We start from the raw sequence: 25,633 nt of genomic DNA, 5'->3' as shown, positions 1-25,633 counted from the left end.
GGGGCATCAGCCCCGCCCAAGCCGGTGGTCCATGCACGATCAAGCAGAAGCAGTGCACTGTCGGACAACCATGAGCGGCGGGCGTCGGCGCGCAGCCTCCGCCCGGCGCCGGTGGACCCCGCGGAGAGGACGGCGAGGCGGGCAAATCCGGCGCAACCCGCTTTCAGTCGGGGCAAGTTCGAGGGAAGCAGCCAGGGGAGCCGGACCACGAGGACGCCGGGCGAGACCTCTTCCGCCTCCCGCACGTACTGCACGGATCGAGCGGAACCGTGCCGACGAGCATCGGGTCGCGGGGTGAACCCGACACCGTGGTCCGGTAGGCCCTCCCGGACCGCCCACACCAGTGATCATCTCGGTGCTCAAGGGGCGCGGCCCTGCATCCACCGAAGGTTGGCCGAGTCACGGAATCGGCAGCGCTGGTACCGTTCGAGACGGTTTTTTCGAACGAACAAGGCAGGTCAGCAGGTACCAGCTCTAGACTTTTTCACCCACGTCGCCACGAGTGGCGACGTACTCGGAGCTGGAATCGGCACCGACCCCGGTGGCTGGGAAGCTGCCGTGGGGCCGGATTTCCTCGATGTTCCCGGCGGCGGCCTCCTACGGAGGGACTACGGACTCGTGGAGATCAACTTCTCACCGGACCAGCAGCGCCTCCAGGGGCAGATGTGCTGCTTCGGCTTCGGCGTCAAGCCTCAACGGCTGCTGTACGACCTGTCCCCGAACACCGTGCCGCTTCCGCTTTCGCGGAAGTACGGGAAGTTCGCGCCCCGGCTGCCGTTCGAAGATCTTCGGGCCGCCATCCTGTCCCTGGGACACTCGGTGGAGCTCGGAGAAACCTCGCGCGACATGCACCGCTACCGCGTATCCGGGTCCGCCGCCCGCATCGACGTCATCCTCGATCCTGATCCGTACGGTTCAGGCCCCACCGATCCGGACGGCCATCAGGCAGGGGACGTGTGGTCCATCTCCCTGTGGTGACCGGCCCGAGCTGTGGACCGGTGGATGTCGGATATCGAGGCTGAGCCGATCTCGGCGGCCGAATCGCTGGACGGTTACCGCCAAGGCCTGACTACGCGGCCTCGGGTGTTCCATCACCGTGTTCCGTCCCGAATTGACCGCTCGGGGGTGGTTCAGGTTCCGTGCCGGCTCGGACGGGATTCCGCGGGGAGTCTGCGGGTCAATGAGGTGGATCATGACCTCGGAGCGGTGCGGGTGGGCTTTGTCGTCGCGGGCCGGGCGCCGGTGGTTCATGAGCCGGCCCGCGTTCTCTCGACGGCACATCGTCGCGGCAGGACGGCAATCCCTCCGGTGGCGGGGTCGCGGCGGACCATGTGCGGGTTGATGCCGCGGGTGGCGGCATGCTCGACGAGATGCCGGCGGTAGCCACCGTCGACCGAGGTCGTCCGCACCGCCGGACGGTCTACGGCGAGCCTCTCCATGAGAGGCCGGCCAGCGATGGAGTCCCGCACACACGCCGCGCCGACCGCGAGAACTGGCCCCGGGCTCGGTGAACCGCGCAGACGTCGGACCGTCCGCGCGGCGCTGGTCGCGGCTCCTGCGACGACGGGGCGGAACCTGGTTTTCACGAAGGGGGCAGGGGCCCGCGTGGACGTGTCGCGTCCGCGCGGGCCCCGGTCGGAACGGTCAGTGGCTGGTGCGGTGGTGTGCAGCGGTCAGGGTGATGCCGACGGCTTGTCCGGTGTAGGGCGAGTCCGTTCCGATCGTGAGTTCGGCCTTGTAGGTGCCGGCCGCCGGGACGGCGCCGGCATCGGCGGTGACCGGGATGGTGACCGAGTGGCCGGGCTTCAGGGTGAACCGGGTCCGGGTCTCGGACAGCCAGGACACGTCGTCGCCCTCGCACTGGTCGTAGCCGGTCAGGTACTCGGCGTGGACGCCGCCGGTCAGGTACGAGCGGACGCTCTGCCCGCCGCCCACCTCGTAGAGCCCGCACCCCGTTGCGCCCTCGTAGACGGGGTAGTTCGAGTCCGGTAGCTCGGACCAGGCACCGCTGACCGGGTCGTACTCGACCGCGGCGGCGGAGGCGTAGGTGTCGTGGGTGTACCCGCCGAGGACCTGCATCCGTCCGTTCGCCCCTGTGGCGGACGCACCCGTGACGGCGGTGGGCATGTCCGCGATGCGTGTCCAGGCAGCGGTCGACGGGTGGTAGGCGTAGGCCGCCGCCGTCAGACCGTCGGTGTAGTCCATGCCTCCGGCGCAGACGATCTCGCCGGGCAGGCCCGCGCACGTGGTGCTGTCCAGGGCCTTCGGGAAGTCCGCGACCCGGGTCCAGTGATCGGACGTCGTCGTGTACCGGTAGACGGCCTTGGTGGGTTTGGTGCAGTCGTCCACGCAGCCCGAGACGACGTAGAGCTTGCCGTCGAGGACTGCGACACCGGCGTACTTGACGGCCTGCGGGATGTCTGCGGCCCGGGTCCAGGTGTTGCTCGTGGGGTGGTAGGCCAGCACCGTGGTGCGCGCCTCGGTGTCGCTGCTCTGGCCTCCGACCACGTACAGCGTGCCGTCGACGAAGGCCGACGACGTCCCGGCGAGCGGTTCCGGCAGGTCGGCGATCCGCTGCCACGCGCCGCCGGCCGGGTCGTACACGTATCCGTGCGTGGTCAGGGTCGCGCCGACGGCCCGGTCGAAGCCGCCCACGGAGTAGACCTTGCCCTGGTAGGTGCTGACGGCGTTGCTCATGACAGGCTCGGGGTAGTCCGGCAAGCTCGACCAGGCGGCGCCGTCGGTGGACTTCGAGGTCCCCCCGGCGGTGCTCTGTTCGCCAAGGTCCACCTTCACCGGCGCGTTGCCGGTGTTGGTGAAGGTGACGGCCTTGGTCTTCTTCCGGCCGAGGGCGGCGTCGAACGAGATCGCCGGTGCCGCCGTCACGCGTCCGGCTTCGACCACGAGGTCGAGCGGGTCGACCCGCCCGGCGGTGATCTTCACCGAGTGGGTACCGGTCGCGTAGCGCGGGGCGGAGACGGTGAGGGTGTGTTTGCCCGCACCCGGCGCGAACAGCCAGTAGCGGCCGCCCGGATCGGCGACGTTGCCGGGAGTCGTGGCGGAGTAGCCGGGAGCGTAGGGGGCGGCGGCGTCGGTGACGGTCGCGCCGTTGACGGGCTTACCGGTGTTGCCGTCGGTGAGGCTGCCGGTGACCAGGCCGCCGTCGAGGGCGCTGCACCCGCCGAGCTGGATGCCGTCGGTCTGCCAGATCCCGAGGACGCCCGCTGCGGAGGCGAAGTGGAAGCGGACCTGGACGCGGGCCTGGCCCTCGGCCTGGGGAAGCTGGACGGTCTCGTGGCCGGCGGACATCTCGACCGGGTCGTTGACCGCCTTCCAGACGCTGGTCCAGCTCTTGCCTCCGTCGACGGTGAGCTCGACTGAGGCGGTGACGCCGTCGCCGCCGGCGAACAGGGAGTCGAAGTCGAGCCGCGCCGTGTGTCCGCGCAGATCGGCCACGGGTGAGGTGAGGACGGTGTCCTCGGCCGCGAGGTCGTGGGCGGGGGTGTTGGCGGTGGCGAAGTTGCCGGATCCGCCCGTGAGGTTGTCGATTCCCAGGGGCGCGTCGAATTCCCAGCCGGGTGCGGCGGCGTCGGCAGCGCTGACGGCCCATCCGCTTCTCGGGTCGGTTCCGGTCCAGCCTTCGAAGTCGGCCGCAGCGGCGTTGCCGTAGCCGGGGGCCGTGCAGAGCGCCTTGTCGGGCACGGGGGTGAGGTTTCTCCTCAGGTCCGATCCGCCGACCTCGACAGTGAGGTCGGTCGAGTGATAGCCCGGGTAGAGCGGGGTGGCGTGCAGTTGGTACGTCGCGCCCTGCGGGAGGTCGACGGAATATGCGCCGGTCTCCGGATCGGTGTAGACGGCGCCGCCGGGGTAGCCGTCAATGGTGATCTTGCTGGAGAGCGGCCATCCGTGCTCGGCGCCGTCCTTGACCGTGCCGCTGACACGCCGGGTCGCGGTCTTGGCGAGGGACAGGCTGACTGTGGCGCTCGTGCCCTCTGCGACTGTGGTGGTGGGACTGGTGGCGTCGGCGTACCCGAACAGCGAGGCGGTGACCTGGTAGCTGCCGGTCCGGGCGGCCAGGGTGTAGCGGCCGTCGGCATCCGTCGACGCGTGGAAGCTCCGTCCCGTCGCGGTGTCCGTCGCACGCACCACCGCTCCGGCCAGGGGGGCGCCGTCGGCCTGCACGGTGATCCGCCCGGTGAGGGTGCCGCTGGTGCCGAAGGCGAGCGCGGACACGCCGTTGGGTGTGCCGAGGCCGGTCGGGCCGTCGTAGCCCGAGCCCGCCGTGCAGGTGATGTCGGCGCAGGAGTCGTTGGCGCCTGCGGTGACGTCGTTGAGCCCGCTGTCGCCGGTGTACGCGTACGGGTAGGTCACCGGGTAGGTGTCCGGCGCGGGGTCGCCGGCCAGCGCGTACATTGCGGCTGCCAGTGGCGCGGAGAGGCTGGTGCCGCCCACTTGGAGCCAGCCGCCGTTGCCGACGGTGTCGTAGACGCCCAGGCCTGATGCCGGGTCGGCGTCCGCGGAGATGTCTGCCGTGGACCGGGTGTCGCAGCCGGTGTCGACGGCGTCCTGGTATGCCGGTCGGTTCTCGAAGAGCGAACAGCCGGAGCCGCCGTCGGCCCAAGCCGTCTCGGTCCAGCCGCGGGCAGTGCCGGGCGCCGCGCTCAGCCGGGTGCCGCCGACCGCGACCACGTTCGGGTTGGTGGCCGGCCAGCTCTGCACGTGTCCGGTGTCGCCCGTGGAAACGGTGACGACGACGCCCGGGTGGTCGTAGTGGTGGTCGTAGAGCGTTTCGTCGGCCGCCTCGCCACCGACGCCGTAGGAGTTCGAGACGAATTTGGCGCCGAGCCGGACGGCCGTGTCGACGGCCGCGCCGAGGCTCTCCAGCGAGTTGTCGTCCCCCTGGACCAGGAGGATCTTGCAGTCCGGACATGCGGCGGACACGGCGTCCAGGTCGAGGGAGGTCTCGGTGGCCCAGCCCGCGTCGTCGGCCGGATAGTCGGTGCCGCCGCGCTGGTCGGTCTTGCGGAAGCAGCCGTTGGCCGTGGTGCAGGCCGGCAGGCCGTAGTGCTCGCGGAAGACGGCCAGGTCATCCTCGGCGCGGGAGTTGCCGAAGGCGTCGATGATGGCGACCGTCCGGCCCTCGCCGCCACGGGGAAGGTCGTAGGCGGCCTGGATGTCCGCGGGGCCGAGGGCGGTGGCCGGCGGCCCTGCGGTCGCGGCCCGGCTCAGGATCTGCCGGTCGGTGCGGGTGTTCACCATCGAGAAACAGCGGGCGTGACCCGGCTTCTGCGCAGGGGTGTTGCAGTCGGTAGGGGTGTACGGCTGGACGCTCGGGCCGGCGGCGGCCGGGGGGTCCGCCGCCGCGACGGCCGCGGGCGAGGCGGACAGCAGTCCCAAGCCTGTACAGACCGCGGCGGTGTACGCGAGCAGGGTGCGTATGCGCCGGCGGTGGGGCGGTCGGTGGTCGGATCTCGGACGCACGGAGGGCCTTTCGGGGAGGGGCCGGTTTCAGAGGGGTTCGTAGCCGTCCGCGAAGGGCGGCAAGGGGGCGGGAGGAGGAGGCTGGGAAGGGTCGGGCGGCGGCGGAGGTTCGGCCGGGGGCTCGTGGTGCGGCTCGGGAGCCGGGCTGCTCATGGGAGGAGGTCGCTCTCGTGCTGTCTCGGGAAAGTTGCCTGCTGCACGAGTCTCCGGCGCGGGCGGCTCCCCTTGCGATTGGGCGGATGCCTTAAAGAACTCCGGGCGGCGCGGCATCGAGACGAGGCCGGGCGCGGGGGCGGCGGTCGGCAGGCGCCGGCCTGCGGCGGGCGTCGCCGGGGATCACTGGGCCGGGGTCAGGCCCGCCTTGGCCGCGCTCACGGCGAGCGCCGTGCGGGTGGTCACACCGTGTTTGCGCATGGCCGACCTGAGTTGGGCTGCGACGGTCTTCGGCGACCGGAAGAGCGCGGCGGCGATCTCCCGGTTGGTCAGGCCGTCGAGGAGCAGTCGGACGACTTCGGTCTCGCGGGGCGAGAGCTGGTCGCCGTAGCCGCGACGGCCGCCGCGCCAGACCACCCGGGCAGCCTCGCCGCGTTCCCGCAGGGCCGCCGCGACGCGGTCTGCGTCACCACGCGCACCGAGCGCGTCCAGATCGCGCCGCACTGCGTGGAGCAGGGCAACGTCTCCTTCGGACGCGCCTGCCGCGATGCGGCAGGCGGCCTCGCGCTCGGTGGCGAGCAGCGCCTCGTAGGGGCGGGGCATGGCTCGCCAGGCCGCGGCGGCCTCCGCCCAGGCGTCGGCGGCCACGGCCGGGGGCCGCTGGGCCTCGGCGAGGAGTGCGTGGCAGACGACCACGGCGGCGGCTGCGGCGGGGATGGCGCGGCCCGTCATGCCTCGGGTGAACGCGTCGGCCAGCCGCTCCGCGTCGTCGGACCGGCCGGCCGCGAGCAGGGCCTCGACCCGCGCGGGCATGAGTTCGGCGCCGAACACCCACAGGCCCTTGGCGGTCACGGTTCGGGCCACCTTCTCGGTGGCCGCGAGGGCCCGGCCGGTGTCGCCGGCGGCGAGGAAGAGACGGCCGAGGGCAGCGGCGGGCTCGGCCTGGAGGAGGAGGTCGCCCCCGCGCAGGCCCTCTTCCAAGGCGGTGGTGAGCCGGTCCTCGGCGGTCAGCCTCTCCCCCGCGGCGAGGTCGTGCAGGCCGAGAAGCAGCAGTTTCTCGGCGAGGAAGCGTGGGTCGTCGTCGGACTCCGCGAGAGCCCGTACGCGGTCGGGGAAACTTTCCCATCGGCCGCAGAACCAGTCCAGATGGACCAGGTTGGCCGCCGTCATCATGTGCTGGCCGGAGATACGGTGACGGTCCGCCTGGTCGAGAGCGCGGGTGAGGAGCTGTCGCGCCACGGTGTAACGGCCCCAGTTCATCGCACCCGCACCGGAGTTGAGCAAGCCACGATTCAGCTGGAGGACGTCACCCGGATTCACGTGGGCCTCGTCGCGAAGGAAACCGTCGACAGGTTGCCAGCCGGTCTCGTCACCGAGCTGGAGAAGAGCGTTGGACCAACTGACAACGTGGAACAGTCTTTTTTCAGCTGGGATTTGCTGTTCCATCAGTTGTGCGGCTCGGTCGAGCCAGCGGCGGTGTTCGGCCACGGGCAGCGGAGAGTCCGTCGGTACGCCGAGCAGGATCATCGCCCGTGCGGCTTCCGGGGGATCGGAGGCGAGACCCTGGATCGCCTGCTCGAACTCGTCCTGGGAGAAACGGAGTTCTCCGGCGGCGTGCACGATTCTGCCGAGCTGCATGCGGACGTCCGCTCGGTCCCGCGCCGAAAGGCCTTCACCGGCGAGGCAGTCCCGCAGGGTGCGCAGGACCTCTTCCCGGTTGGGGAAGCTTCCGTAGGTGTGCAGCGGAACCTTGCCGACCAGTCGGGTGATGTCGCGGGCGGGCAGCCCGGGGACGGTCAGCAGGTCGTGCACGAAGGACACGGCGGTCCGCTGGTCGCCGGCGGCGAGGGCCAGATCGGCGGCCTGTTCGCCATGGCGAAGCCACCGTACGGTGTCGCCGGCGCCGCGGAAGTGGTGGGCGAGGCGGGCCGGAGAGGGCTGTGGTCCCGCCTCCAACGCATCGGCGGCACGGGCGTGCAGACGGGCACGGTCGCGGACGCCCAGGCCGTCGTACACGGCCTGGGCGGGAAGGGCGTGCCGGAAGGCGAGCCGTCCGTACGGGCCCTCCGCGAGCAGGCCGCTACGGACGGCCCCGTCGACGGCCTTGCGATCCCGGTTGTCACGGAGTCCGGCGACGGCGGACAGCACTTCTTCGGAGGCGGGTTCGCCGAGGACCGCGGAGGCCTCCAGCACGGTACGGGCGTCCGGGTCGAGGCGGGCGACCCGCTCGGCGACGGCGTCACGGATGGTGGGAGGCACGGCGATGTCCGCGAGGGCGTGCCGCACCCACTCGTCCTCGCGGCGCACCAGGTCGGCTCGGTCACGGAGCAGGTGGACCGACTCCTCAAGTGCGAGCGGGAGGCCGTCGGTACGGGTGTGGAGAAAAGTGGAGAAGGCGTCGGAGACATGGTCGTCGTGGAGCATGGACGAGACCATCTCTGCGGTCTCCGTGACGTCCAGGGGACGCAGGGCGACACGGACGTGCCGGACGCCGGCGGCTGGACGGGAGGTCAGACGGGGCAGCAGGGAGCCGGGCGGGAGGTCCTCGGGACGGTAGGTCAGGACAAGAGTGAGGGTGCGCGTGGGACGGGTGGTGAGAAAGAGGAGGAAGTCCAGGGTGGCGTCGTCGGACCAATGGACGTCTTCGACGACCAGGACACGCACGGCCAGCAGGTCGAGGAGCTCCGCCAGGGCGCGCAACAGGCGGTGCCGGGCGACACCGGGATCCGGCAGGGGCTCGGGTACGGGCAGCAGATCTTCGGACCATTCGGGCAGCAACGGGCGCAGGACACCCGCCAGGGGAGAAAGCCCCAGCCCGGCGGGTCCGGCGGGACAGGCGTCCCGGACCGCGTCGACGATCGGCCCGAAGGTGAGCGCCTCCCGGAAGGGTGGGCAGACGGCGATCAGCGTACTGCCCGGGTCCTGAGCCGCCTCGGCCTCACGGCCCGCCAGAGCCTCACGGACCAGGCGGCTCTTGCCGACTCCGGCTTCGCCCTCGACCACGACGAGGGCCGACGGCCGACCGGGCGTCAGCGCGTCGACGACTTCGCGCAGTTCGTCCTTCCTGCCGACGAAACCGGGTGGCCGCGGCTGGGGACGCTGGTCCGGCACGTCACCGGGGCGGGGAACCGCGGCGGTCGGGAGGACGCCTCCGGAGGCCCGTGCGAGCACGTGTGGTGCCGAGTTCCACTCGCCGTCCATCGGTCGAACCACCCCTTCACCACAGCACGCACTGATCATCCTCGCCTCTTGCCCCTCGTTCGCACCAGAGCCGTCTCACGCTCGGCGGCAGCGAAATGCCCCACGGCGTGGTGTGGCTGACCACGGAGGGCACTGTTGTGCCAGGTCACGAACGTGCCCTCGCAGGCGCGGACGGTCCGGACGAGCATGATCCACGGGTGGGTCAGACGGTGGCGGAAGCGGAGGGGCCGTCGGCCATCGCTGCCGCGGGACTCGTGGCCGGCCCGTGGGCCTGTCCCACGCGAGGAGGCGCCACTTCCGTCCGGGCGGCGCAGGCGACGGAACTCACGGTGGCCGAAGTGCGCCCGGTACCTGCTGACGGGCGGACAAACCCGGCCACCGCCGGGCAGTGCCACCACCGATCGTGCTACCGGGCGCGGACCCTGGCCGCGGCGCGCGCGGCGCGCGCGGCGCGGTAGGCCTGGGCCGGGTCCGCGGAGGGGCCGGGGACGGGTTGCCAGGCGCCGTACGGGGCGAGGTAGGGGTGCCAGCGGCCGTCGGGCCCGTAGCGGATCTGGACGCCGGCGGCCGGGTCGGTGAGGTGGTTGTCCTCGTATTCCACGGTCGTGTTGGGGGCGGGCCGCAAGGGCTGGATCTCGGCCTGGGCGCGGGCGAGGACGTCCTGGTCGACGGTGTAGCGGTGGAGGTAGGCGGCGGCACCGGCGGGCCCGCCGTGGGTGTGGGCGAGGGTGAGGTGTCCCATGCCGACGATGTCGAGGCCGAGGTGGTCCATGGCGGACTGGCGGAAGGGCGCACCGTGTGCGAGGGCGGTGAAGCGGGCGAGGTCGCTTCCGGTGTCCGGCGCGTCGGGCTGTTCGGTGCCGGTCAGGAGCGCTCGTGCGCGGTGGGCGGCGTCGGCGACGAGAGCGTTCTGGGCGGGCAGTCCGGGCAGCGGCGCGGGGGGCGGTGGGAGCGGTCCGGTGAGGACCGGGCGGGCGTTGGTGAGGTCGAGGTCGGCGGGTTCGGGCATCGGGGCGGGTTGCTGGGCCGGAATGCCGGGGACGGGGTCGGTCGCGGGCGGCGGGACGGCTGTCGGGGCTCGGGCCGGGGAGGTCGCGACGGTGGGGCCGCCGGTGGCGCGCAGGCGCTTCTTGATCTGCTGGTGGGGGCGGCCTCGGAGGGTGAAGATCGGGGCGGCGGTGGTACGGAGCCGTTCGGCGAGGAGGAGTCCGACGGCGACGGTGTGCGCGCAGGAGTCGGGGGGCGTAGGGGTGCAGGTACAGACGTGGGAGAGATCCTGCGCGGAAGGAAGCAGCGGGATGCCCGCGGTGCGGTCGGGATCGGCGCATTCGTCGCTGACGGTGCCGGTGCCGGTGCCGGGAGCATGCGTGGCGATCGCTGCTTCGACGCGGTCCCACTGCTCGCCGGTGAGTTCTTCGACGAGGAGACGGGGGCGGACGGACCGGCCGTCGGGGAGCGGGAATTTGGCGGTGGCGAAGCCCTTGTTCACATTGAGCTGGGCGTCCTCGACGGCGAGCAGGCGGTGTGCGGCGCGCAGGATCGCGGTGTCGGTGGTGGTGGTGAGAGCGGCGGTCAGGGCGCGGGCCCACACGTCGGCGGGGCGGGTCATCGGCAGGCTCCCAGGGTGACGAGGTCGGCGAGTTCCCGGTCGGTGAGCTGGGTGAGGGCGCGGTCGCCACCGGTCAGGACGGCGGAGGCGAGGGCGCGTTTGTGGGTGAGGAGTTCGTCGATGCGGTCCTCGACGGTGTGCTCGGTGATGAGGCGGTGCACCGTGACGGCTTGCTGCTGGCCGATGCGGTGGGCGCGGTCGGTGGCCTGGTCCTCGATGGCCGCGTTCCAGCTTCGGTCGTAGTGGATGACGTGGGCGGCGCGGGTGAGGGTCAGTCCGGTCCCGGCGGCCCTGAGGGAGAGGATCATCACGGGGTGCAGGCCGGCTTGGAAGGCGTCGACCATCCGCTGGCGCTCGGGCAGGGAGGTGGCGCCGTGGAGGAAGAGCGGGTCGTAGCCGTGCCGGTCGAGGTGGCGATGGAGCAGATGTCCCATGGTCACGTAGCTGGTGAAGAGGAGCGAGGCCTCGGAGCGGAGCCGGATCGCGCCGAGAAGGTCCATCAGGGCCGCGGTCTTGGCCGAGCGGGCGGTGAACTCGGGGGTGCCCGTCGCGGTTTCCGGCTCCTCGCGCAGGTAGTGCGCGGGGTGGTTGGTGATCTTCTTCAGGGCGGTGAGCAGCTTGAAGACGAGACCGTTGCGGGTGATGCCGCTGGCTTCCTGGATCTGCTGGAGGGTTTCGCGGACGAGGGCCTCGTAGAGGCCGGCTTGCTCGGTGGTGAGCCGGACGTGCCGCGGCTGGTCGATCTTGGCGGGGAGCTCCGGGGCGATCCCGGGGTCCGTTTTGCGTCGCCGCAGCAGGAACGGTGCGATGATCCGGCCGAGTTCGACGGCCCTGTCGCCGCCGGGGTCCTTCTCCGCCGCGTTCGCCCACCGGGACCGGTAGGCCTTCAGAGGGCCGAAGAGGCCCGGATTGGCCCAGTCCAGCAGGGCCCACAGCTCGGAGAGGTTGTTCTCCACGGGGGTGCCGGTCAACGCGAGGCGTGTGGTGGAGGAGAGGGCGCGCAGGTTCCGGGCGGTGGTGGAGGCGGGGTTCTTCGCGTACTGGGCTTCGTCGGCGATGACCAGCGACCAGGCGCGGCCGCCCAGGCGGGCCTGGTCGCGGCGCAGGACGCCGTAGGTGGTGACCACCACCGTGGTGTCGGTGACCTCGTCGAGGGTGCGGTCGGGTCCGTGGTAGGCGAGGACGTTCAGGCCGGGCGTGAACTTGGCGGCCTCGCGGCACCAGGTCGTGATCAGGGAGGCCGGGCAGACGACCAGAGCCGGGCCCGGGGCCTGCTGCTGATGGTGGAGGGTGAAGGCGAGCGCGGTGAGCGTCTTGCCCAGACCCATGTCGTCGGCGAGGACCGCCCCGAAGCCGAGGCCGGTGGTGTGGGCGAGCCAGGTCAGGGCCCGCTGCTGGTAGTCGCGCAGCGTCGCACCCAGGCCGTCGGGGGCGGGCACCGTCTCGGGATGGTGTTCGCCGCTGGTGAGCACACCGATCACGTGGGCGAGTCGCCCTGCGGTCCGACAGGGGACGACCGTGCCGTCGACGGTGACGGTGCCGGTCAGCGCGGCGGTCAGCGCCTCAGTGCCCGGCAGGTGCCCCAGCGGACGGTGCCGTGCTCGCCGGCGCAGGACGGGGTCGGCCAGAACCCAGTGGCCACGGACGCGTACCAGGGGCCGGGCCGCTTCGGCCAGCGCGTCCATCTCCTCCTCGCTGAGCGGCACGCCGTCCAGGGCGATCTGCCAGCGGAAGTCCAGGAGTGCGGTGACGCTGAACCGGGGCGCCTCGCCCACGGGGCGGTGTACGGCCGGGCCGGTGCGGGGCTCGGTGCCGATGACCGCGGCGGTCTGCAGCGCGGTGCGCAGATGCTCGGGCCACACCACCCGTACGCCGTGCTCGGCGAGTTCGGTCTCCTGCTCCAGCAGCGCCTCGACCGCTTCCGGGTCAAGCGTGCAGCGCCCGGGACGATCCTGGGCGGCGAGTCCGGCCAGTGCGGGGCACCGGCGTGCGGCCCGGCGCAGGACGCGACGGACGCGCGGACGGATGGTGTCCGACTGCCGGCCGGCGAGGCGGGCGGCGCCCGACCAGAGGTGCGCGGCCGGCACCGCGTCCACGCCGGCGGCGACGTCGGTGCCGGCGTCGGCGGGCGCCAGGTGCAGTTCGGCGGTGAGGCGGCCTGCGGCGGCCTGGTCGTCGCTGGGAGCCTCGACGCGCAGGATCACCTGCGGGGCCGGGCCGCCGTCGGCCTGTTCCTCCACCCCGTCGAGCCAGCCCCCCACCGCCTGCTCGCAGGCGGCGTCCACCGTCGTCCGGTCGGGGTGCGTCCAGGGGCCGGTACCGAACAGGGCGGCGGCCGGGGTACGGACCAGAGCGTCGGCAACCGCGTCGGCCACGGCGGTGAGCGCCTGGCGGGCCGGCGTCGCGGGCGGCGTCGCGCCGGTGGGCGCGGCGGCGGCGAGCACGGTCAGGGCGTGTTCGGCGTTGGGCGGGATCGGCCCGACGCGCCACGCCGCCCGGCCGTCGTCGCCGTGGGCGGGATGGACCAGCCGGGCCGCGATGAGCTGCAGGGCGATGTGCAGGCCCCGCTGCCAGAACGTTGCCGCCGGACTCGCGCCGCGGTGCGTGCGGCACAGCACCGGCAGGCCCACATGAAGAGGGAGGCGCCAGCCGGCCCGGCCGTGGGGGCGTGCCTCGGCGACCAGGGGGGCGGGCAGCCCGGTCATGGGCAGCGCCTGCCGGCCGTCGTCCTGCACCCGCCACGCGGCCGGCCGGCCGGTTTCGGCGGGTACGAACGTGACCGTGCAGCCGGTGGAGACGGCGCACCGCAGCAGGACTGGTGCCGGACGGTCTCGCACGTCGAGGACGGTGCGTTGCGCCGGCCCCGGCGTGCGGGGGGCCGGCGGAGGCACCGGCGCGGTGGAAGGGCCGTCCGGGCGGACCGCCTGCTGCTCACCGGTGGCGGCTCCCGCGTCGCCCTCCGCCGGAGCGGGGGCGGCGTCATCGAGGGCGTGGAGCTCGCGCAGCAGTTTCAGCGCCGCCGCCTGGCGTGCGGCGGTCTTGTCCGGGCCGGTGGCGGTCGCCTTCACCAGCGTGCCGGACGCCACGTGCCGGCAGGTGTAGGTGACCTCCTTCGAGGAGCCCAGTGCGCGGACGGTCGCCCCGGGCTTGGTGATGAGGTCGAGCTGATGAGCTTTGTTGAGGTACTTGACCGGATCCTGGCCCGGTCCGGGAACCGGGATCCTCGGCGTGGGCGCCGGCTTGTCGGGGGCCGGGTACACCGGTTCGGGGAGGTCCGCCAGGAGGGCGAGCAGCGCGCACGACGCGTGGTGCCGGGCCGTCTTGCGCGCCGCGGCGGAGCGCACCGGGCCGGTCACCGTCCCCTCCCCCGTCGCCAGCTCCGCTTGCGTGTGATGGCGGCCCTGCTCGTCGACGTCTTCCTGGTAGGACAGGCCGTGGTCCACGCCGTGCTGCTCAGCGTGCTGGTTCAGGAGCCGGGCCAGGGCCGGTGGCATGGCCGCCGCCCGTGCGAAGGCGGCTTCGCGTACGACTGCCCAGGCCGGGCCACGAGCTTCGAACAACAGGAGGTACAGGTCGTGGTGGCGCAGCCGCGACGTGCGGGCACGGCGCAGGACTTCTGCCTCCAGGTCGGGAGCAGGGCATCGTCCGGATGCCACGTCCCGGCCCAGACGGTGCTCGAAGATCTCCGTGAGCATCCCCGGCAGGACCACGCGCTCCGCCTTGCCGGGACCGGCCGGCTCCTGGCCGGGCAGGGCGGCCCCGGCAAGGCGGGCCAGCAGGGCGAGCGCGGCCCGGTCCTTCGCCTCCTTGCTGCTGGAGGCGGACTGGGCGGGGCCGGTGACCGGGGACTCGGCCGGCCCGGCCACGGCGGCGACGGTGAACCTCGCCCGGGTGCCCGGAGCGGTGGTGGTGTCCTCGAACCGCAGGGGCGGCCAGAGCTCCACCTGGATGTGGGTGGTCAGGACCTGCCGGGCCGTTTGCGGGTGGTGCGACAGGGTTTCCATGACGGCCTGTCGGGCGGGCGCCCACGCAGGAGCGTCGGCCCGGGCCAGCAGTACCAGGCGCATGTCCCGTACCGTCAGCAGGCCGGCGCGGTGACGGCGGACCGCGTCGTCGGCCATCGCGGTGTCGTCGTTCCCGGCTCCCGCGAGCTGCCTGAGCGCTTCGTGCCACTGCTGGGTGTCCAGCTCGCTCACCGCGCGGTCTTCCGGTCCGGCTGTTGCCGTGAAACCCACTCCCACTCCCCTGCACGAGCCGCCGGCGCCCGGTCTGTGCTTACTGACGGCTAAGACACGGACACACTAAGCGAAGGGCGAGGGGGGTTTCGACCGAGCGCGTCGAGCGGATGTCCGAGGGCCGGTCGTCCATGGCCTGTCCTCCGCCCTGCTCAGGCCGTCGTGCTGGAGCGAGCGCAGCGTGGCCGCCAGGCTCTTGTCGCTGATTCCCGTGATCGCCCTACGTAGTGCGTGGTAGAGCAAGGGTTCGACCAGCAGCGCCGTGCGGATCAGGCTCGTCCACCGGCCGGCGAGATGCCCCAGCACTCCGTGCGCCGAGCAGTCCTTGGTCCACGTCACTCCTCGCGCGCCCTGGACCTCGCCCGGACCGGGCACTGCGCTTCCCTGCCCGCGGTGACCCGTAGCCGGAGCGTCTCGGCGCTCGCCTCTGCAGCGTTCGCGGCCGCGGTGATGGGCCGCCACGCCGTGGGCGTGATGCCGGTCGGGCGAGTCCTGGCGACGACCCGGCGCGGACCCTGCATCCTCAGGCGGGGGGTGCCGACCGCTCCGGATGCCGCCTGACGGGCCGTACGGGACCGGGGCGGTGACCAGGACCCCGGTCAGGCGGGACGGCGGTCGGTCTCGGCGACCTCGTTGATCTTCCCGAACGGGACGTGCACGCTGGGCGTCGTCCGCGAGGTGCTGACCAGGTGGGTCTCCTGGTCGTCGAAGAAGATGTGCGGTCTGAGGACCTTCATGATCTCGCCCTTGTCGATGCCACCGAGGAAGAAGGCGTCGTTGACCCTCAGACCCCATCCCTTCAGGCTGGTGACGGCGCGCTCGTGGGCGGGGGCGTTCCGCGCGGTGACGATCGAGACGTGGAGACGGATCCGGTAGCCGGGGTTCCTCCGGCGTTCCTCCTCCTCGCGCTGCTGGATACGGTTCACGCCGGCGAGGAACTCCTTGAGCGGCCCGGCGTCGTGCGGGATGGCGGCGTTCCTCGTCTCGTGGGCGCGGAACTCCTCGATCCCGCCCGTCTGGAAGACCTGCTCCGACTCGTCTCCCGCGAGTACGCCGTCGAAGTCGAAGGAGATGCGCAGGTCGTCGTCGTCCGAGTCGTCCTCGTGCGGCGCGCCCAGGACGTGTCCGGCCGCGAGACCGGAGGAGACGGCCCCTCGGACGTCCTGCCCGTTCGCCGACAGGAACAGCGACATGTTGAGCGCGGGCATGAAGTCGTACGGCGATCGGCCCTGCCGGAAGATGGCACGGCTGATGGGCAGTCCGTGGGACTCTATGGAGCGCATGACCCGGAGTCCGGTGTCGGGGTCGTTGCGGGACAGCACGATGACCTCCACCAGCGGGTCGTCGGCCGTGCTCAGGCTGTTGAGCGACAGCAGACGGCGGATGAACGGGAATGCCACTCCCGGCCGGAGTTCGTCGTCCCGGTGCTTCTCCTGGTAGCCGCGGTAGCCTTCTTCGCCGTGTTCGCGGAAAATGGCGTCCGACTCGGTCAGGTCGAAGAGAGCGCTGGACGCGATCCCGACGACGAGCCGGTTCGAAAGTTCGTAGCCCACAGCAATCCCTTGGTCGGCCCGCTCCTCATGTCATCGCATCTTCGCACCGGGGTTCGTTGACGGTGCCGACGGGTGTCCGCCGGACGGTCCGGGTGCCGGAAGACCGCCCGCCCTCGCCCGGCCACCGCGGCGGGGCGGGCAGGTCACTCAGGCCGGGACAGGTGCCACGCGGGTGCCTGCGAGCGTGGCCAGGGCTGCCACGATCTCGTCGCTCCTGGTTTTCGCGTCGCCGAAGAGCATGGCGGTGTTCTCGCGGAAGAAGAGCGGATTCTGCACTCCGGCGTATCCGCTGGCCATCGACCGCTTGAAGACGACGACGTTCGCGGCCTCCCAGACCCGCAGGACCGGCATGCCGGCGATCGGGCTGCCGGGGTCGTCCATGGCGGCCGGGTTGACGGTGTCGTTGGCGCCGATGACCAGGACGACGTCGGTGCCGGCGAGGTCGTCGTTGATCTCGTCCATCTCCAGCACGATGTCGTAGGGCACCTTGGCTTCGGCGAGCAGCACGTTCATGTGGCCCGGCAGGCGGCCGGCGACCGGGTGGATGGCGAACCGGACGTCGACGCCCCGGGATCGCAGGAGGCGGGTCAGTTCGGCGACCGGGTACTGCGCCTGGGCCACCGCCATGCCGTAGCCGGGGGTGATCACCACCCGGGAGGCGCCGGCCAGGAGTTCGGCGGTCTCGTCGGCGTTGGTCTCGCGGTGCTCCCCCTGTCCGTCGTCGCCGCCGCTCCCGGGCGCCTCGATCCCGAAGCCGCCCGCGATGACCGAGACGAAGGAGCGGTTCATGGCCTTGCACATGATGTACGAGAGGTACGCACCCGAGGAGCCGACCAGCGCGCCGACGACGATGAGCAGGTCGTTGTCGAGCAGGAACCCGCTCGCGGCGGCCGCCCAGCCGGAGTAGCTGTTGAGCATGGAGACCACGACGGGCATGTCTCCACCGCCGATCGAGGCGACCAGGTGCCAGCCGAAGAGCAGCGCGATCGCGGTCACCGCGATGACCGGCCAGAGAGTCGGGCGGGCGACGAAGAGGACGGTGAGGACCACGAAGGCGAGCAGGGCGCCGAGGTTGAGGATGTTCTTGCCGGGCAGCACGAGCGGGGCGGACTTGATCCTCGCGCTCAGCTTGAGGTTGGCGACGATCGAGCCGGTGAAGGTCACGGCGCCGATGAAGATGCCGAGGGAGACCTCGGCGTGGTGGATGCTCAGGAGCGATCCGGAGAAGCCTCCCTCACCGTGGCGTTCGACCTCGATGTAGGAGGCCCAGCCGACCAGCACGGCGGCGAGGCCCACGAACGAGTGCAGCAGCGCGATCAGTTCGGGCATGCCGGTCATCTTCACCACGCGGGCGCGCCAGAGCCCGATGACGGCGCCGGCAGCGAGGGAGAGCGCGAGGACGAGCGCGGTCCCGCCCCGTACCGAGGTGTCGTGGAGGGTCAGCCCGATGGTGGCGGCGAGGGCGACGGCCATGCCGGCCACTCCGTACGCCCACCCCTGCCGGGCCGTCTCGTGCTTGCTCAGGCCCGCCAGGGAGAGGATGAAGAGCAGGGCGGCGACGAGGTACGCCGCGGTGGAGATCGAGGCTGCGGTCACGTCAGTTCCCCTTGCTGAACATGGCGAGCATGCGGCGCGTGACCGCGAAGCCGCCGACGATGTTGACGGAGGCGAGCAGGGTCGCGAGGCCGGCCAGCGCCTGGATCGTGTGCCCGCCGAGGCCGACCTGGACCAGTGCTCCGACGACGATGACCCCGGAGATGGCGTTGGTGACGCTCATCAGGGGCGTGTGGAGCGCGTGGTGGACCTTGCCGATGACGTAGTAGCCGATGACGACAGCCAGGGTGAGTACGGTGAAGTTCTGCGGGATCGGCGCCGGGGCGAAGGCGATCACGAGCCAGAGCAGGGCGATTCCGGTGAGGACGAGCGCGAGTTTCGCGGGGCCGGCCAGGGGCTTGTGCCGTGGTCTCGCGGCCACCGCGGCGACGGGCGCGGTCGCGGGGGCGGCGCTGACCTGGACCGGGGGCGGCGGCCAGAGCATTTCGCCCCTTCCGTCCCCGGTCGCGCGGACGACCGTGATGCCGCGCTGGACGGGGTCGTCGAGATCGAGGACGGCTTCGCCGTCCTTTCCGGGCGTGAGCAGTTTGAGCAGGTTGACGAGGTTGGTGCCGTACAACTGGCTTGCCTGGGTGGGGAGACGGCCCGCCAGATCGCTGTAGCCGAGGATGGTCACACCGTTGTCGGTGACGACCTTCCGGCCTTCGACGCTGCCGGCGACGTTGCCGCCCTGTGCGACGGCCATGTCGACGATCACGGAGCCGGCCCTCATCGTGGCGACGTCGGCCTCGGTGATCAGCCGGGGGGCCGGGCGCCCGGGGATGAGGGCGGTGGTGATGATGATGTCCACGTCGGCGGCCTGGGCGGAGTAGAGCTCGCGGGCGGCGGCGTCGTAGAGGTCCGAGGTGGCCCTGGCGTAGCCGTCGCCGGACTGCTGGGCCTCTTCGTCGACGACGACCGGGAGGTACTCGCCGCCGAGTGACTTGACCTGGTCGGCGACTTCGGGGCGCGGGTCCGTGGCGCGTACGACGGCGCCGAGGCTGGACGCGGCGCCGATCGCCGCGAGGCCCGCGACTCCGGCGCCGGCGACGAGGACCTTGGCCGGCGGGACCTTTCCGGCGGCGGTCACCTGGCCGGTGAAGAACCGGCCGAACGCGTGGGCGGCCTCGATCACGGCCCGGTAGCCGGCGATGTTGGCCATGCTGGACAGGACGTCCAGGGACTGGGCGCGGCTGATGCGCGGCACGGCGTCCATGGCGAGGACGGTGATGTCCCGTTCGGCCAGGGCGTCCACGAGGCCGGGGTTGAGGGCCGGGGCCAGCGTGGAGACCAGCAGGGCCCCGTCCTTCAGCCTGTCGATGTCTCGGGGGGCGGGTGCGTCGACGCGCAGGACGATGTCCGCGCCCCACGCGTCGTCGGCGGTGCCGGTGGCGGCCCCGGCTCCGGTGTACCCGGCGTCGGTGAACGCGGAGAGCTCACCGGCTCCGGACTCGACCACCACGGTGTAACCGAGGGCGGTGAGTTGTCTGACGGTCGCCGGGGTCGCGGCCACACGGGTCTCCCCGGCCGGCTCGCGGGTCACTCCGATGAGCATGGAAGAGCTCCTTGGAAGGGTGGATCACGGTGCGCGGATGGTGAGTTGGGCGGAGCCGAAGGCTGTCCCACTGGTGCTGGTGGAGCTGTGCGCGGAGTCGGACGCGGTGCATCGCAAGGCGGAGGGACGTCCGCATACTGGATGCATGCGGACGTTCCGACGACACGGCGAGGCGCCGTGTCGTCGTCGCGCACCCGCCAGGATCCGCGGCACAGCCTTCAGCGCCTCCGCCGGCAGGTCTGCCGGAGGCGGCCCAGGTGGTGTCGGGCGGATCGAGGCGGGACAGCCCTTAGATGCTGCCCCGTTCGTCCGGGCCGCACCAGACCATGTCCGAGCGCGGATCAGCACAGGGAGAGCGGGTTGACGATCGCGCCCGTGGGGCGGTAGTCCGGCGCAGGCGCGAGTCAGGCGGTGGGCTCTGCGGGGGACAGGTCCCCCGGTCGTTCACGTGCTGGAGGTCGTGGGCAGAAGGACGCGGCGGAGCACCGGCAGGTCCGTACGGCGAGTCGGGGCGGATGTCCGTGACCGCGGGCCCGGAACATCCGTTCACCATGCGGTGGGTGCCCCTCACCCACCGGCCGTCGGCCGCCCCGGCCCGTACGGCGCCGGCGCGGCGGGCCGCCCCCGCACGCCTCAAGGAGGAACACCGCTGATGACGGAAGAGTGCACGGACCGGGGTTCACCGCCGCCGGACCACTTCGGGACCGCGCGCGCGTACGCGAGTCACCGGCCCGGTGTGCCGCCGGAGGCGGCCCGGTTCCTCGCCGCGACACTCTCCGGGGTACCCGCCCCGGTGCTGCTGGACCTCGGGACGGGGACCGGCCAGGTTCCCTCGTCCATACTGGAGTCGCTGGCTCCGGCCCATGTGTCGGTGGTGGACACGAGCCGTGAACGGATGCGTGCGGCGCTCGACGCACTGCTGCCGGAACTGGGCGCGTCGCGGGTCACCGGGTTCGCCGGCCGCGCGGAGGACTTCGGGCCGTTGGACCCCGACCGTCGTCCGCACCTGATCACGTGCTGCCGCGCCTTCCACTGGATGGACCGGCAGGCCGTCCTGGCGATGGCGGACCGGGTGGCCGCTCCCGGCGCCGTCTTCGCGGTGATGGGTGACGGGAGCCTGTGGACGCACGACGCCGACTGGACGCGCGCCCTGCGGTCGCTGATCCAGTCGTACCTCGGCCCTGTCCGTCGTGCCGGTACGGCGGGCGCGTACGCGGAGCCGTCCCGCCCGTACGGAGAGGATCTGGCCGGATCGGCGTTCAGCACGGTGAGCGTGCACGAGTTCCCGGTGACCCGCGTCTGGGAACCGGACCAGGTGGTGGGGCACCTCGCGACGACCTCGTTCGCCGGTCCGGCGCTCTTCGGTGACCGGCACGCCGCCTTCGAGGACGACGCGCGCCGGCTCCTCTCCGCCCACGCCGCTCCCGGCCCACTGACCGAGGAGAGCGTGTTCACCGTGTGTCTCGCCAGGCGGCCGGGAGACCTCGCGTGAGGGGCGAGGCTGCCGGAGAGCAGCGCGAGCAGCCCGCCGCACCGCCGGCCCGTGCGCGCCGGTCCCTTCCGGGGCACGGCGAACGCGCGCTGCCGGAAGGTGCGAACCGGGGCCACGGCCCGGTGCCGCGTTCGCGCCGCCCGGACGGTACCGGGGACCGGTGGGTGACGGCCGGTGGCGCCCGGCCCTTCGCCGTTCCCGAGCCCCGGCCCGCCGTTCCCGGTGACGCGGCGGAGATCGCGCGGCTGAAGTCGGCGCACACCTGCCCCGAGCCGCTTTCACCGGAGAGGCTCGCCGCGACCCGTACCCTCCTGGCGGCCCGTCTCACGGCGGCCGGCAGCGCTGTGGCCTACGTGGTCGACGCGCCTGCGGGGGGCGGGCTGGCCAGTTGTGCGCTCGCCCTGGTGCATCCGGTGTTCCCGTCGAGCGACTCCCCCGAGGGCCTCGCGGCACACGTGGACACCGTCGCCACCGAGCCCGCCCACCGCGGGCGCGGCTACGCCAGCGCCGCGCTGGGCGCCCTGCTGCGGCATCTGGAGGAGCTGGGCGTCACCGAGTACGCGCTCCACACCGGCGGTGAACCGGTGCCGTTCTACGAGCGGTTCGGATTCTTCCACGACGCGGCGCTGCTGCGGATGACCCGGGCCCCCGTCCGGCGGTCCGGAAACGTGGCGGGGCTGTCGACCGCGCAGTTCGCGGAGACGGTCATGCACGCCACGGGCTTCGCCGGGCTGTACTTCACCGATGAGGACGGCCATCCGCTGCAACTGCACGCGGTGTACTCCTCCTCGCACCCGTGGCAGGTTCCCGGCGGCACGATGGACCCGGGCGAGCGCCCCTGGGGTACAGCCGTGCGCGAGTGCCGGGAGGAGACCGGGATCGTCGTGGGCGGGCCTCCCCGGCGTCTGCTGGCCGCCGTCTACGGCCTGCCGGGCGCGCAGTGGCCGTACAGCACCTTCGGGTGTGTATTCGACGGCGGGCGTCTCACCCGGCGTCAGATCGAGGCGATCGTCCTGGATCCGGCAGAGCACGACGAGGTGCGGGTACGGCCGCTGGAGGAGTGGCGGGACCACATGCCCGACGGCGACTACCGCCGGCTGCTGGCCATCGACGGTGCCCGGCGGTCGGGCGAGACGGCGTACTTCGACACCTGGGACTGGGAAGCGGAGTGAGGCGCGCCCCGCCCGGGCGGCCGTCCTCCCGGGCGGACCGCCGGGGCGGCGGAAGTCGCCGGGCGGTCGGGGCGGGGCGGGTGGGAGCGGCACGGGGCGGCTCCCCGGTCCGGTGCGGGACGTGACCCCCGGCGGCCAAGATCGTTCGCACGGTGTGATCCGTCCAACGGACCGGGCCCCCTTCCCCCGCACCAGAAAGACCGGTACCACCGCATGAACATCAGCACCCGCCCCGTCGTGGGCCGTACGGCCGTCGCTGTCGCGTTCACCGCCGTCCTCTCCCTGGGTTCGGTGGCCGCGGCCGACGAGCCCCAGGGCTGGAAGGGTGAGGGCGGACTCAGCCTGACGGCCGCCCAGAACAACAAGGTCGATACCTACCTGGACCACGCCCGGCAGGCGGAACGCAGCATCAGCGTCCAGGTCCGCACCGCCGCCGCCCTCTCGGGCGCGGAGATCATCGGCTTCGACCAGCGCCTGAAGTCGCCCGACTCCCTGAAGCGGAAGGTCGCCACCGCGCTCGTCCAGGATGCCGGCCGCAACATCGACACGGTGCTGGCGGGCATCAGCGACGCCGTGCGCTACACCGTGCAGTGGCAGGACGCCGCATACACGGCCGGTGTCACCGACGTCGCGGACACGCTCGACTCCTTCGGCAACGACAGCACCAAGTGGTCGAACACCTGGGGTCGTACCAGCGGCTACAAGGCCCTCAACACCGGTTGGCGGGCGCCTCGTTCCGGCCAGCTGTTCGAGATCCAGTTCCACACCCCCGCCAGCAAGCACGCCCAGGAGGCCACCCACAAGCTGTACGAGGAGCAGCGGCTCCCCTCCACCAGCGCCGCGCGCAAGCAGCGGTTGCAGCGGGAACAGGACGCCCTCTTCGCCGCCGTGCCCGTACCGAGCGGCGCCGAGTCCCTCGCCGCCCCCGGGACCGTTCGGACGCTGCCGGCGCCCGCGTGAACACGCCGGGCCCCCGTGGCCGTGGAACAGCGACAGCGGCCGCGGGGGCCCGGTGGTGGCGGGTGCGCGCGCCGGCCGCCCCTTCAGGGGGCGCTGGGCCCGGCCCGCCGGCGGGGGTCGACTACGCGTCGGGCGCGGGGACCTGGGCCGCGAAGTCGTTCACCCGTTCCGGGGTGACCCGGACGATCAGCCGCCTCTCCTCGGGACTCCCGGCAGGCGGATCCTCTGCCGGACAGCGCTGAGAGAGCCGCTTCGGCAGCACCTTGTCCGGGTCGGGCAGCCGTTCGGCGGTGCCCCTGATCTCGGCCGACCGGTACGGGTTGCCCTGGTCGAAGACCGTGAGGCTGACACGCGGGTCGCGCTCGATGTTCCGGGCCTTCTTCCGTGCGGAGGTCACGGAGATGAGCAGCGTGTCGCCCTCTCGCTCGAACCCGACCACCGAAGTCTGCGGACCGCCGTCAGGGTTGATGGTGGCGAGGGTGGCGAAGTTCCTGCCGTCGAGTAGTTCCTCGGTGGCGGGGGCGAAGCCTGCGAATAACGTCATGTGCGGCGCCAACCGGCTCCCGGCGCGCTCTGTTCCCCGGCGCGTCGAGGCGGCCCGGGCGCCTCACCGTCGGGCCCCGGGCGGCTCTCACTGGAACGGGCAGCGCACCCCGTGTCGACGTACCCCTTGCTCTCCCCACCGGCCCTGCGCGCCCGCGTCGGAGATTTACGGGCGAACTGGATCAGGGGACCACGGGTGCTTCCGGATCCGGCTCCGGCGCCTGCACCACCATGGAGCGACGCACGTCCCTCCTCCGCTCACCTGTACGGGATCACGCCCCAGGGGCGCGACACCAGCCCGATTCCTTGCCCACGGCTTCACGGTGACGTCGGCGACAGCCCCTGCGGGGTGGGCACCCGCCGAAGACCGCCCTGAGTGGTGTCCGGCGGATCGAGGACGGTCGGGCGCGGCGTGCGGCGCGCCGCCCCGCAGGAGCCGGGGCGTCAGGCGTCAGGCGTCAGGCATCCATGGCCGCGGCGAGCGAACGGGGTCGCAGGTCGGTCCAGTTGGTCTCGACGAACTCCAGGCACGCGTCCCGGGTGTTCTCCTCGAAGGCGATGGCCCACCCTCCGGGGACCTCGGCGAAGGACGGCCAGAGCGAGTGCTGGCCCTCGTCGTTCACCAGGACCAGGAAGCGGCCTTCGGGGTCGTCGAACGGGTTGGTGCTCATGTGTCAGCGCCTCCTCGGCGGACCGGCCGGGCGGCCGTGTCGAGCGGGTGGTTCGCGGCCGTACCGACGTCCATCCGCAGCGGGATCATCAGGTTAGGGTAACCTAATCACCGTGAGCCTAGCCCTTCGACTTCCCTCTCACAAGGAGACGTTGATGCTTCCCGCGACCGAACGCTTCCGCACCGGGGACGGAGCCCGCCCGCCGCTGGGCGCGTTCCGCCGGACCACGGACCGCCACCGCTCCGCCGGCCGGCCGTGACGGGCGCCCCGGCCGGCCCAGCGGACCACCGTCCCCCGTGCTTCGCGGACTTCGGGCTGCCCGGCGGCCCGGGGACCGAGGCGTTCTGGGCGTCGGCCCGCAGTCCCGTGGTGGTGCCGTCGCCCGGCGGCGGTTGGGCGGCCCTCTTCCTGTGGCGCGGGTCCCCCGCGCGCGTCGTCTTCGAGAGCTGGTCGGAGCCGGTGCCCCTGCACCGTTTCGGCGACACGGACTGCTGGTACGCCGAGGTGGTGATGCCCGAGCGGCTGCGGGTGAGTTACCAGCTCCTCACGGACGACGGGGCGTACGCCGATCCGCTCAACCCCGCGGGCGCCGGCGGTGACCGCTCGCTGGCCGCGGCCCCGGACGCCCCGCCTCAGCCGCACTGGCCCCTGGTCGGAGCGGACGACGTGCTGCCCCTGCCGCGTACCCGGCTGCGCTGGGCGAGCGAGCGGCTCGGCGGGCGGCGCACCGTACGGGTGCATCCGGCGGGCCGCGGCGGTCCGTTGGTGCTGCTCCTCGACGGGGACGACTGGCTCCATCTGCATCCGGCCACCACCGCGTTCGACTCGGCGGTGGCCGCGGGCGACATGCCCCCGGTCACACTGGTCTTCCTGCCGGTGAAGGACCGGGAGGCGGAGTTCGGGTGCCGGCCGGCGCTGTGGGAGGCGGTCCGCGACGAACTGCTGCCGTTGGTGGCGGAGTCCGGTGTGCCGGGTGACCCGGGCCGGCTGGTGGCGGTCGGGCAGAGCCTCGGCGGGCTGAGCGCGCTCCACGCGGCGCTGGACTTCCCGGACCTGGTGTCACGGGTCGCGGTGCAGTCGGGGTCGTTCTGGTGGTCGCCGGACGCGGTGGGTGCGGCGGACCCGCTGGGCGGCCCGCCCGGGGGCTCCCTGGCAGCCCGGTTGCGTGAGCACCCCGGCCTGTCCGGGCTGCGCGTCGCGTTCGACGTGGGCGAGCACGAGACGCGGATGCTTCCCCACTGCGAGGCGGTCGAGTCGCTGGCCCGGGCGGCCGGGGCGACCGTGCGGGTCTCGCGGTCGCCCTCGGGCCACGACCGGGTGGGCTGGCGGCACGCCCTGCTCCGGGATGTCGCCTGGGCGCTGGCCTGAGCCCTGCCCCTGCCGCCCTTTTCGTCCCGGCCGACCCTGCCACCCCG

15 protein-coding genes are annotated in these 25,633 nt (G+C 72.5%); 5 read left to right on the top strand and 10 right to left on the bottom strand.

Annotation, left to right across the window (positions count from 1 at the left end; all coding sequences use genetic code 11):
* The first annotated feature begins 618 nt into the window (after nucleotides 1-618).
* Nucleotides 619-978 carry a hypothetical protein gene (locus ACFZAX_RS11355; RefSeq protein ID WP_390960847.1) on the top strand — a complete coding sequence of 120 codons (360 nt, stop codon included), beginning with the start codon at nucleotides 619-621 and terminating at the stop codon, nucleotides 976-978.
* A gap of 666 nt (nucleotides 979-1,644) precedes the next feature.
* Here ACFZAX_RS11355 and ACFZAX_RS11350 read toward each other — a convergent pair.
* From ACFZAX_RS11350 to ACFZAX_RS11315, 8 genes are all read right to left on the bottom strand, one after another.
* Nucleotides 1,645-5,397, bottom strand: coding sequence for a carboxypeptidase regulatory-like domain-containing protein (locus ACFZAX_RS11350; protein ID WP_390960846.1), 3,753 nt, complete (start codon nucleotides 5,395-5,397; stop codon nucleotides 1,645-1,647).
* Between the two features lie 420 nt (nucleotides 5,398-5,817).
* Nucleotides 5,818-8,835, bottom strand: coding sequence for an AAA family ATPase (locus tag ACFZAX_RS11345; RefSeq protein WP_390960845.1), 3,018 nt, complete (start codon nucleotides 8,833-8,835; stop codon nucleotides 5,818-5,820).
* 406 nt (nucleotides 8,836-9,241) lie between these two features.
* Nucleotides 9,242-10,444 carry a hypothetical protein gene (locus ACFZAX_RS11340; RefSeq protein WP_390960843.1) on the bottom strand — a complete coding sequence of 401 codons (1,203 nt, stop codon included), beginning with the start codon at nucleotides 10,442-10,444 and terminating at the stop codon, nucleotides 9,242-9,244.
* A complete protein-coding gene (locus ACFZAX_RS11335) occupies nucleotides 10,441-14,640 on the bottom strand; it encodes an SNF2-related protein (RefSeq protein WP_390960841.1) in 4,200 nt (1,399 codons plus the stop codon). Before ACFZAX_RS11335 ends, ACFZAX_RS11340 begins: the two co-directional genes overlap by 4 nt.
* A gap of 105 nt (nucleotides 14,641-14,745) precedes the next feature.
* Nucleotides 14,746-14,985 (bottom strand): winged helix-turn-helix transcriptional regulator, encoded by a 240-nt coding sequence (locus ACFZAX_RS11330; protein ID WP_390961013.1) that lies wholly within the window; start codon nucleotides 14,983-14,985, stop codon nucleotides 14,746-14,748.
* A gap of 293 nt (nucleotides 14,986-15,278) precedes the next feature.
* The gene (locus ACFZAX_RS11325; RefSeq protein ID WP_390960840.1) at nucleotides 15,279-16,232 is read right to left on the bottom strand and encodes a 5'-nucleotidase; all 954 of its coding nucleotides are present in this window, start codon (nucleotides 16,230-16,232) and stop codon (nucleotides 15,279-15,281) included.
* A 147-nt stretch (nucleotides 16,233-16,379) separates the two neighbouring features.
* The gene (pntB, locus tag ACFZAX_RS11320) at nucleotides 16,380-17,828 is read right to left on the bottom strand and encodes a Re/Si-specific NAD(P)(+) transhydrogenase subunit beta (protein ID WP_390960839.1); all 1,449 of its coding nucleotides are present in this window, start codon (nucleotides 17,826-17,828) and stop codon (nucleotides 16,380-16,382) included.
* Between the two features lies 1 nt (nucleotide 17,829).
* A complete protein-coding gene (locus tag ACFZAX_RS11315) occupies nucleotides 17,830-19,380 on the bottom strand; it encodes a Re/Si-specific NAD(P)(+) transhydrogenase subunit alpha (RefSeq protein WP_390960837.1) in 1,551 nt (516 codons plus the stop codon).
* A 652-nt stretch (nucleotides 19,381-20,032) separates the two neighbouring features.
* On the opposite strand from ACFZAX_RS11315, the gene ACFZAX_RS11310 reads away from it, so the two are divergent.
* From ACFZAX_RS11310 to ACFZAX_RS11300, 3 genes are all read left to right on the top strand, one after another.
* Complete coding sequence (locus tag ACFZAX_RS11310) at nucleotides 20,033-20,872, top strand: methyltransferase (protein ID WP_390960836.1); 840 nt, start codon at nucleotides 20,033-20,035, stop codon at nucleotides 20,870-20,872.
* Nucleotides 20,869-22,044 (top strand): GNAT family N-acetyltransferase, encoded by a 1,176-nt coding sequence (locus ACFZAX_RS11305; protein ID WP_390960834.1) that lies wholly within the window; start codon nucleotides 20,869-20,871, stop codon nucleotides 22,042-22,044. The genes ACFZAX_RS11310 and ACFZAX_RS11305 overlap by 4 nt, the downstream gene beginning before the upstream one ends.
* Nucleotides 22,045-22,257: 213 nt before the next feature.
* On the top strand, nucleotides 22,258-23,004 hold the full coding sequence (locus ACFZAX_RS11300) for an ATP nucleotide 3'-pyrophosphokinase (RefSeq protein WP_390960833.1): 747 nt from the start codon (nucleotides 22,258-22,260) through the stop codon (nucleotides 23,002-23,004).
* 121 nt (nucleotides 23,005-23,125) lie between these two features.
* Here the strand turns inward: ACFZAX_RS11300 and ACFZAX_RS11295 are convergent, their stop codons facing one another.
* A complete protein-coding gene (locus ACFZAX_RS11295) occupies nucleotides 23,126-23,548 on the bottom strand; it encodes a TIGR03618 family F420-dependent PPOX class oxidoreductase (RefSeq protein WP_390960831.1) in 423 nt (140 codons plus the stop codon).
* A gap of 457 nt (nucleotides 23,549-24,005) precedes the next feature.
* Nucleotides 24,006-24,218 (bottom strand): MbtH family NRPS accessory protein, encoded by a 213-nt coding sequence (locus tag ACFZAX_RS11290; protein WP_390960830.1) that lies wholly within the window; start codon nucleotides 24,216-24,218, stop codon nucleotides 24,006-24,008.
* A gap of 255 nt (nucleotides 24,219-24,473) precedes the next feature.
* On the opposite strand from ACFZAX_RS11290, the gene ACFZAX_RS11285 reads away from it, so the two are divergent.
* On the top strand, nucleotides 24,474-25,586 hold the full coding sequence (locus ACFZAX_RS11285) for an alpha/beta hydrolase-fold protein (protein ID WP_390960829.1): 1,113 nt from the start codon (nucleotides 24,474-24,476) through the stop codon (nucleotides 25,584-25,586).
* Nucleotides 25,587-25,633: the final 47 nt, after the last annotated feature.

Source organism: Streptomyces sp. NPDC008125, from assembly GCF_042957125.1.
Taxonomy (GTDB): Bacteria; Actinomycetota; Actinomycetes; order Streptomycetales; family Streptomycetaceae; genus Streptomyces.
This window is presented reverse-complemented; position numbering and strand designations above follow the sequence as displayed.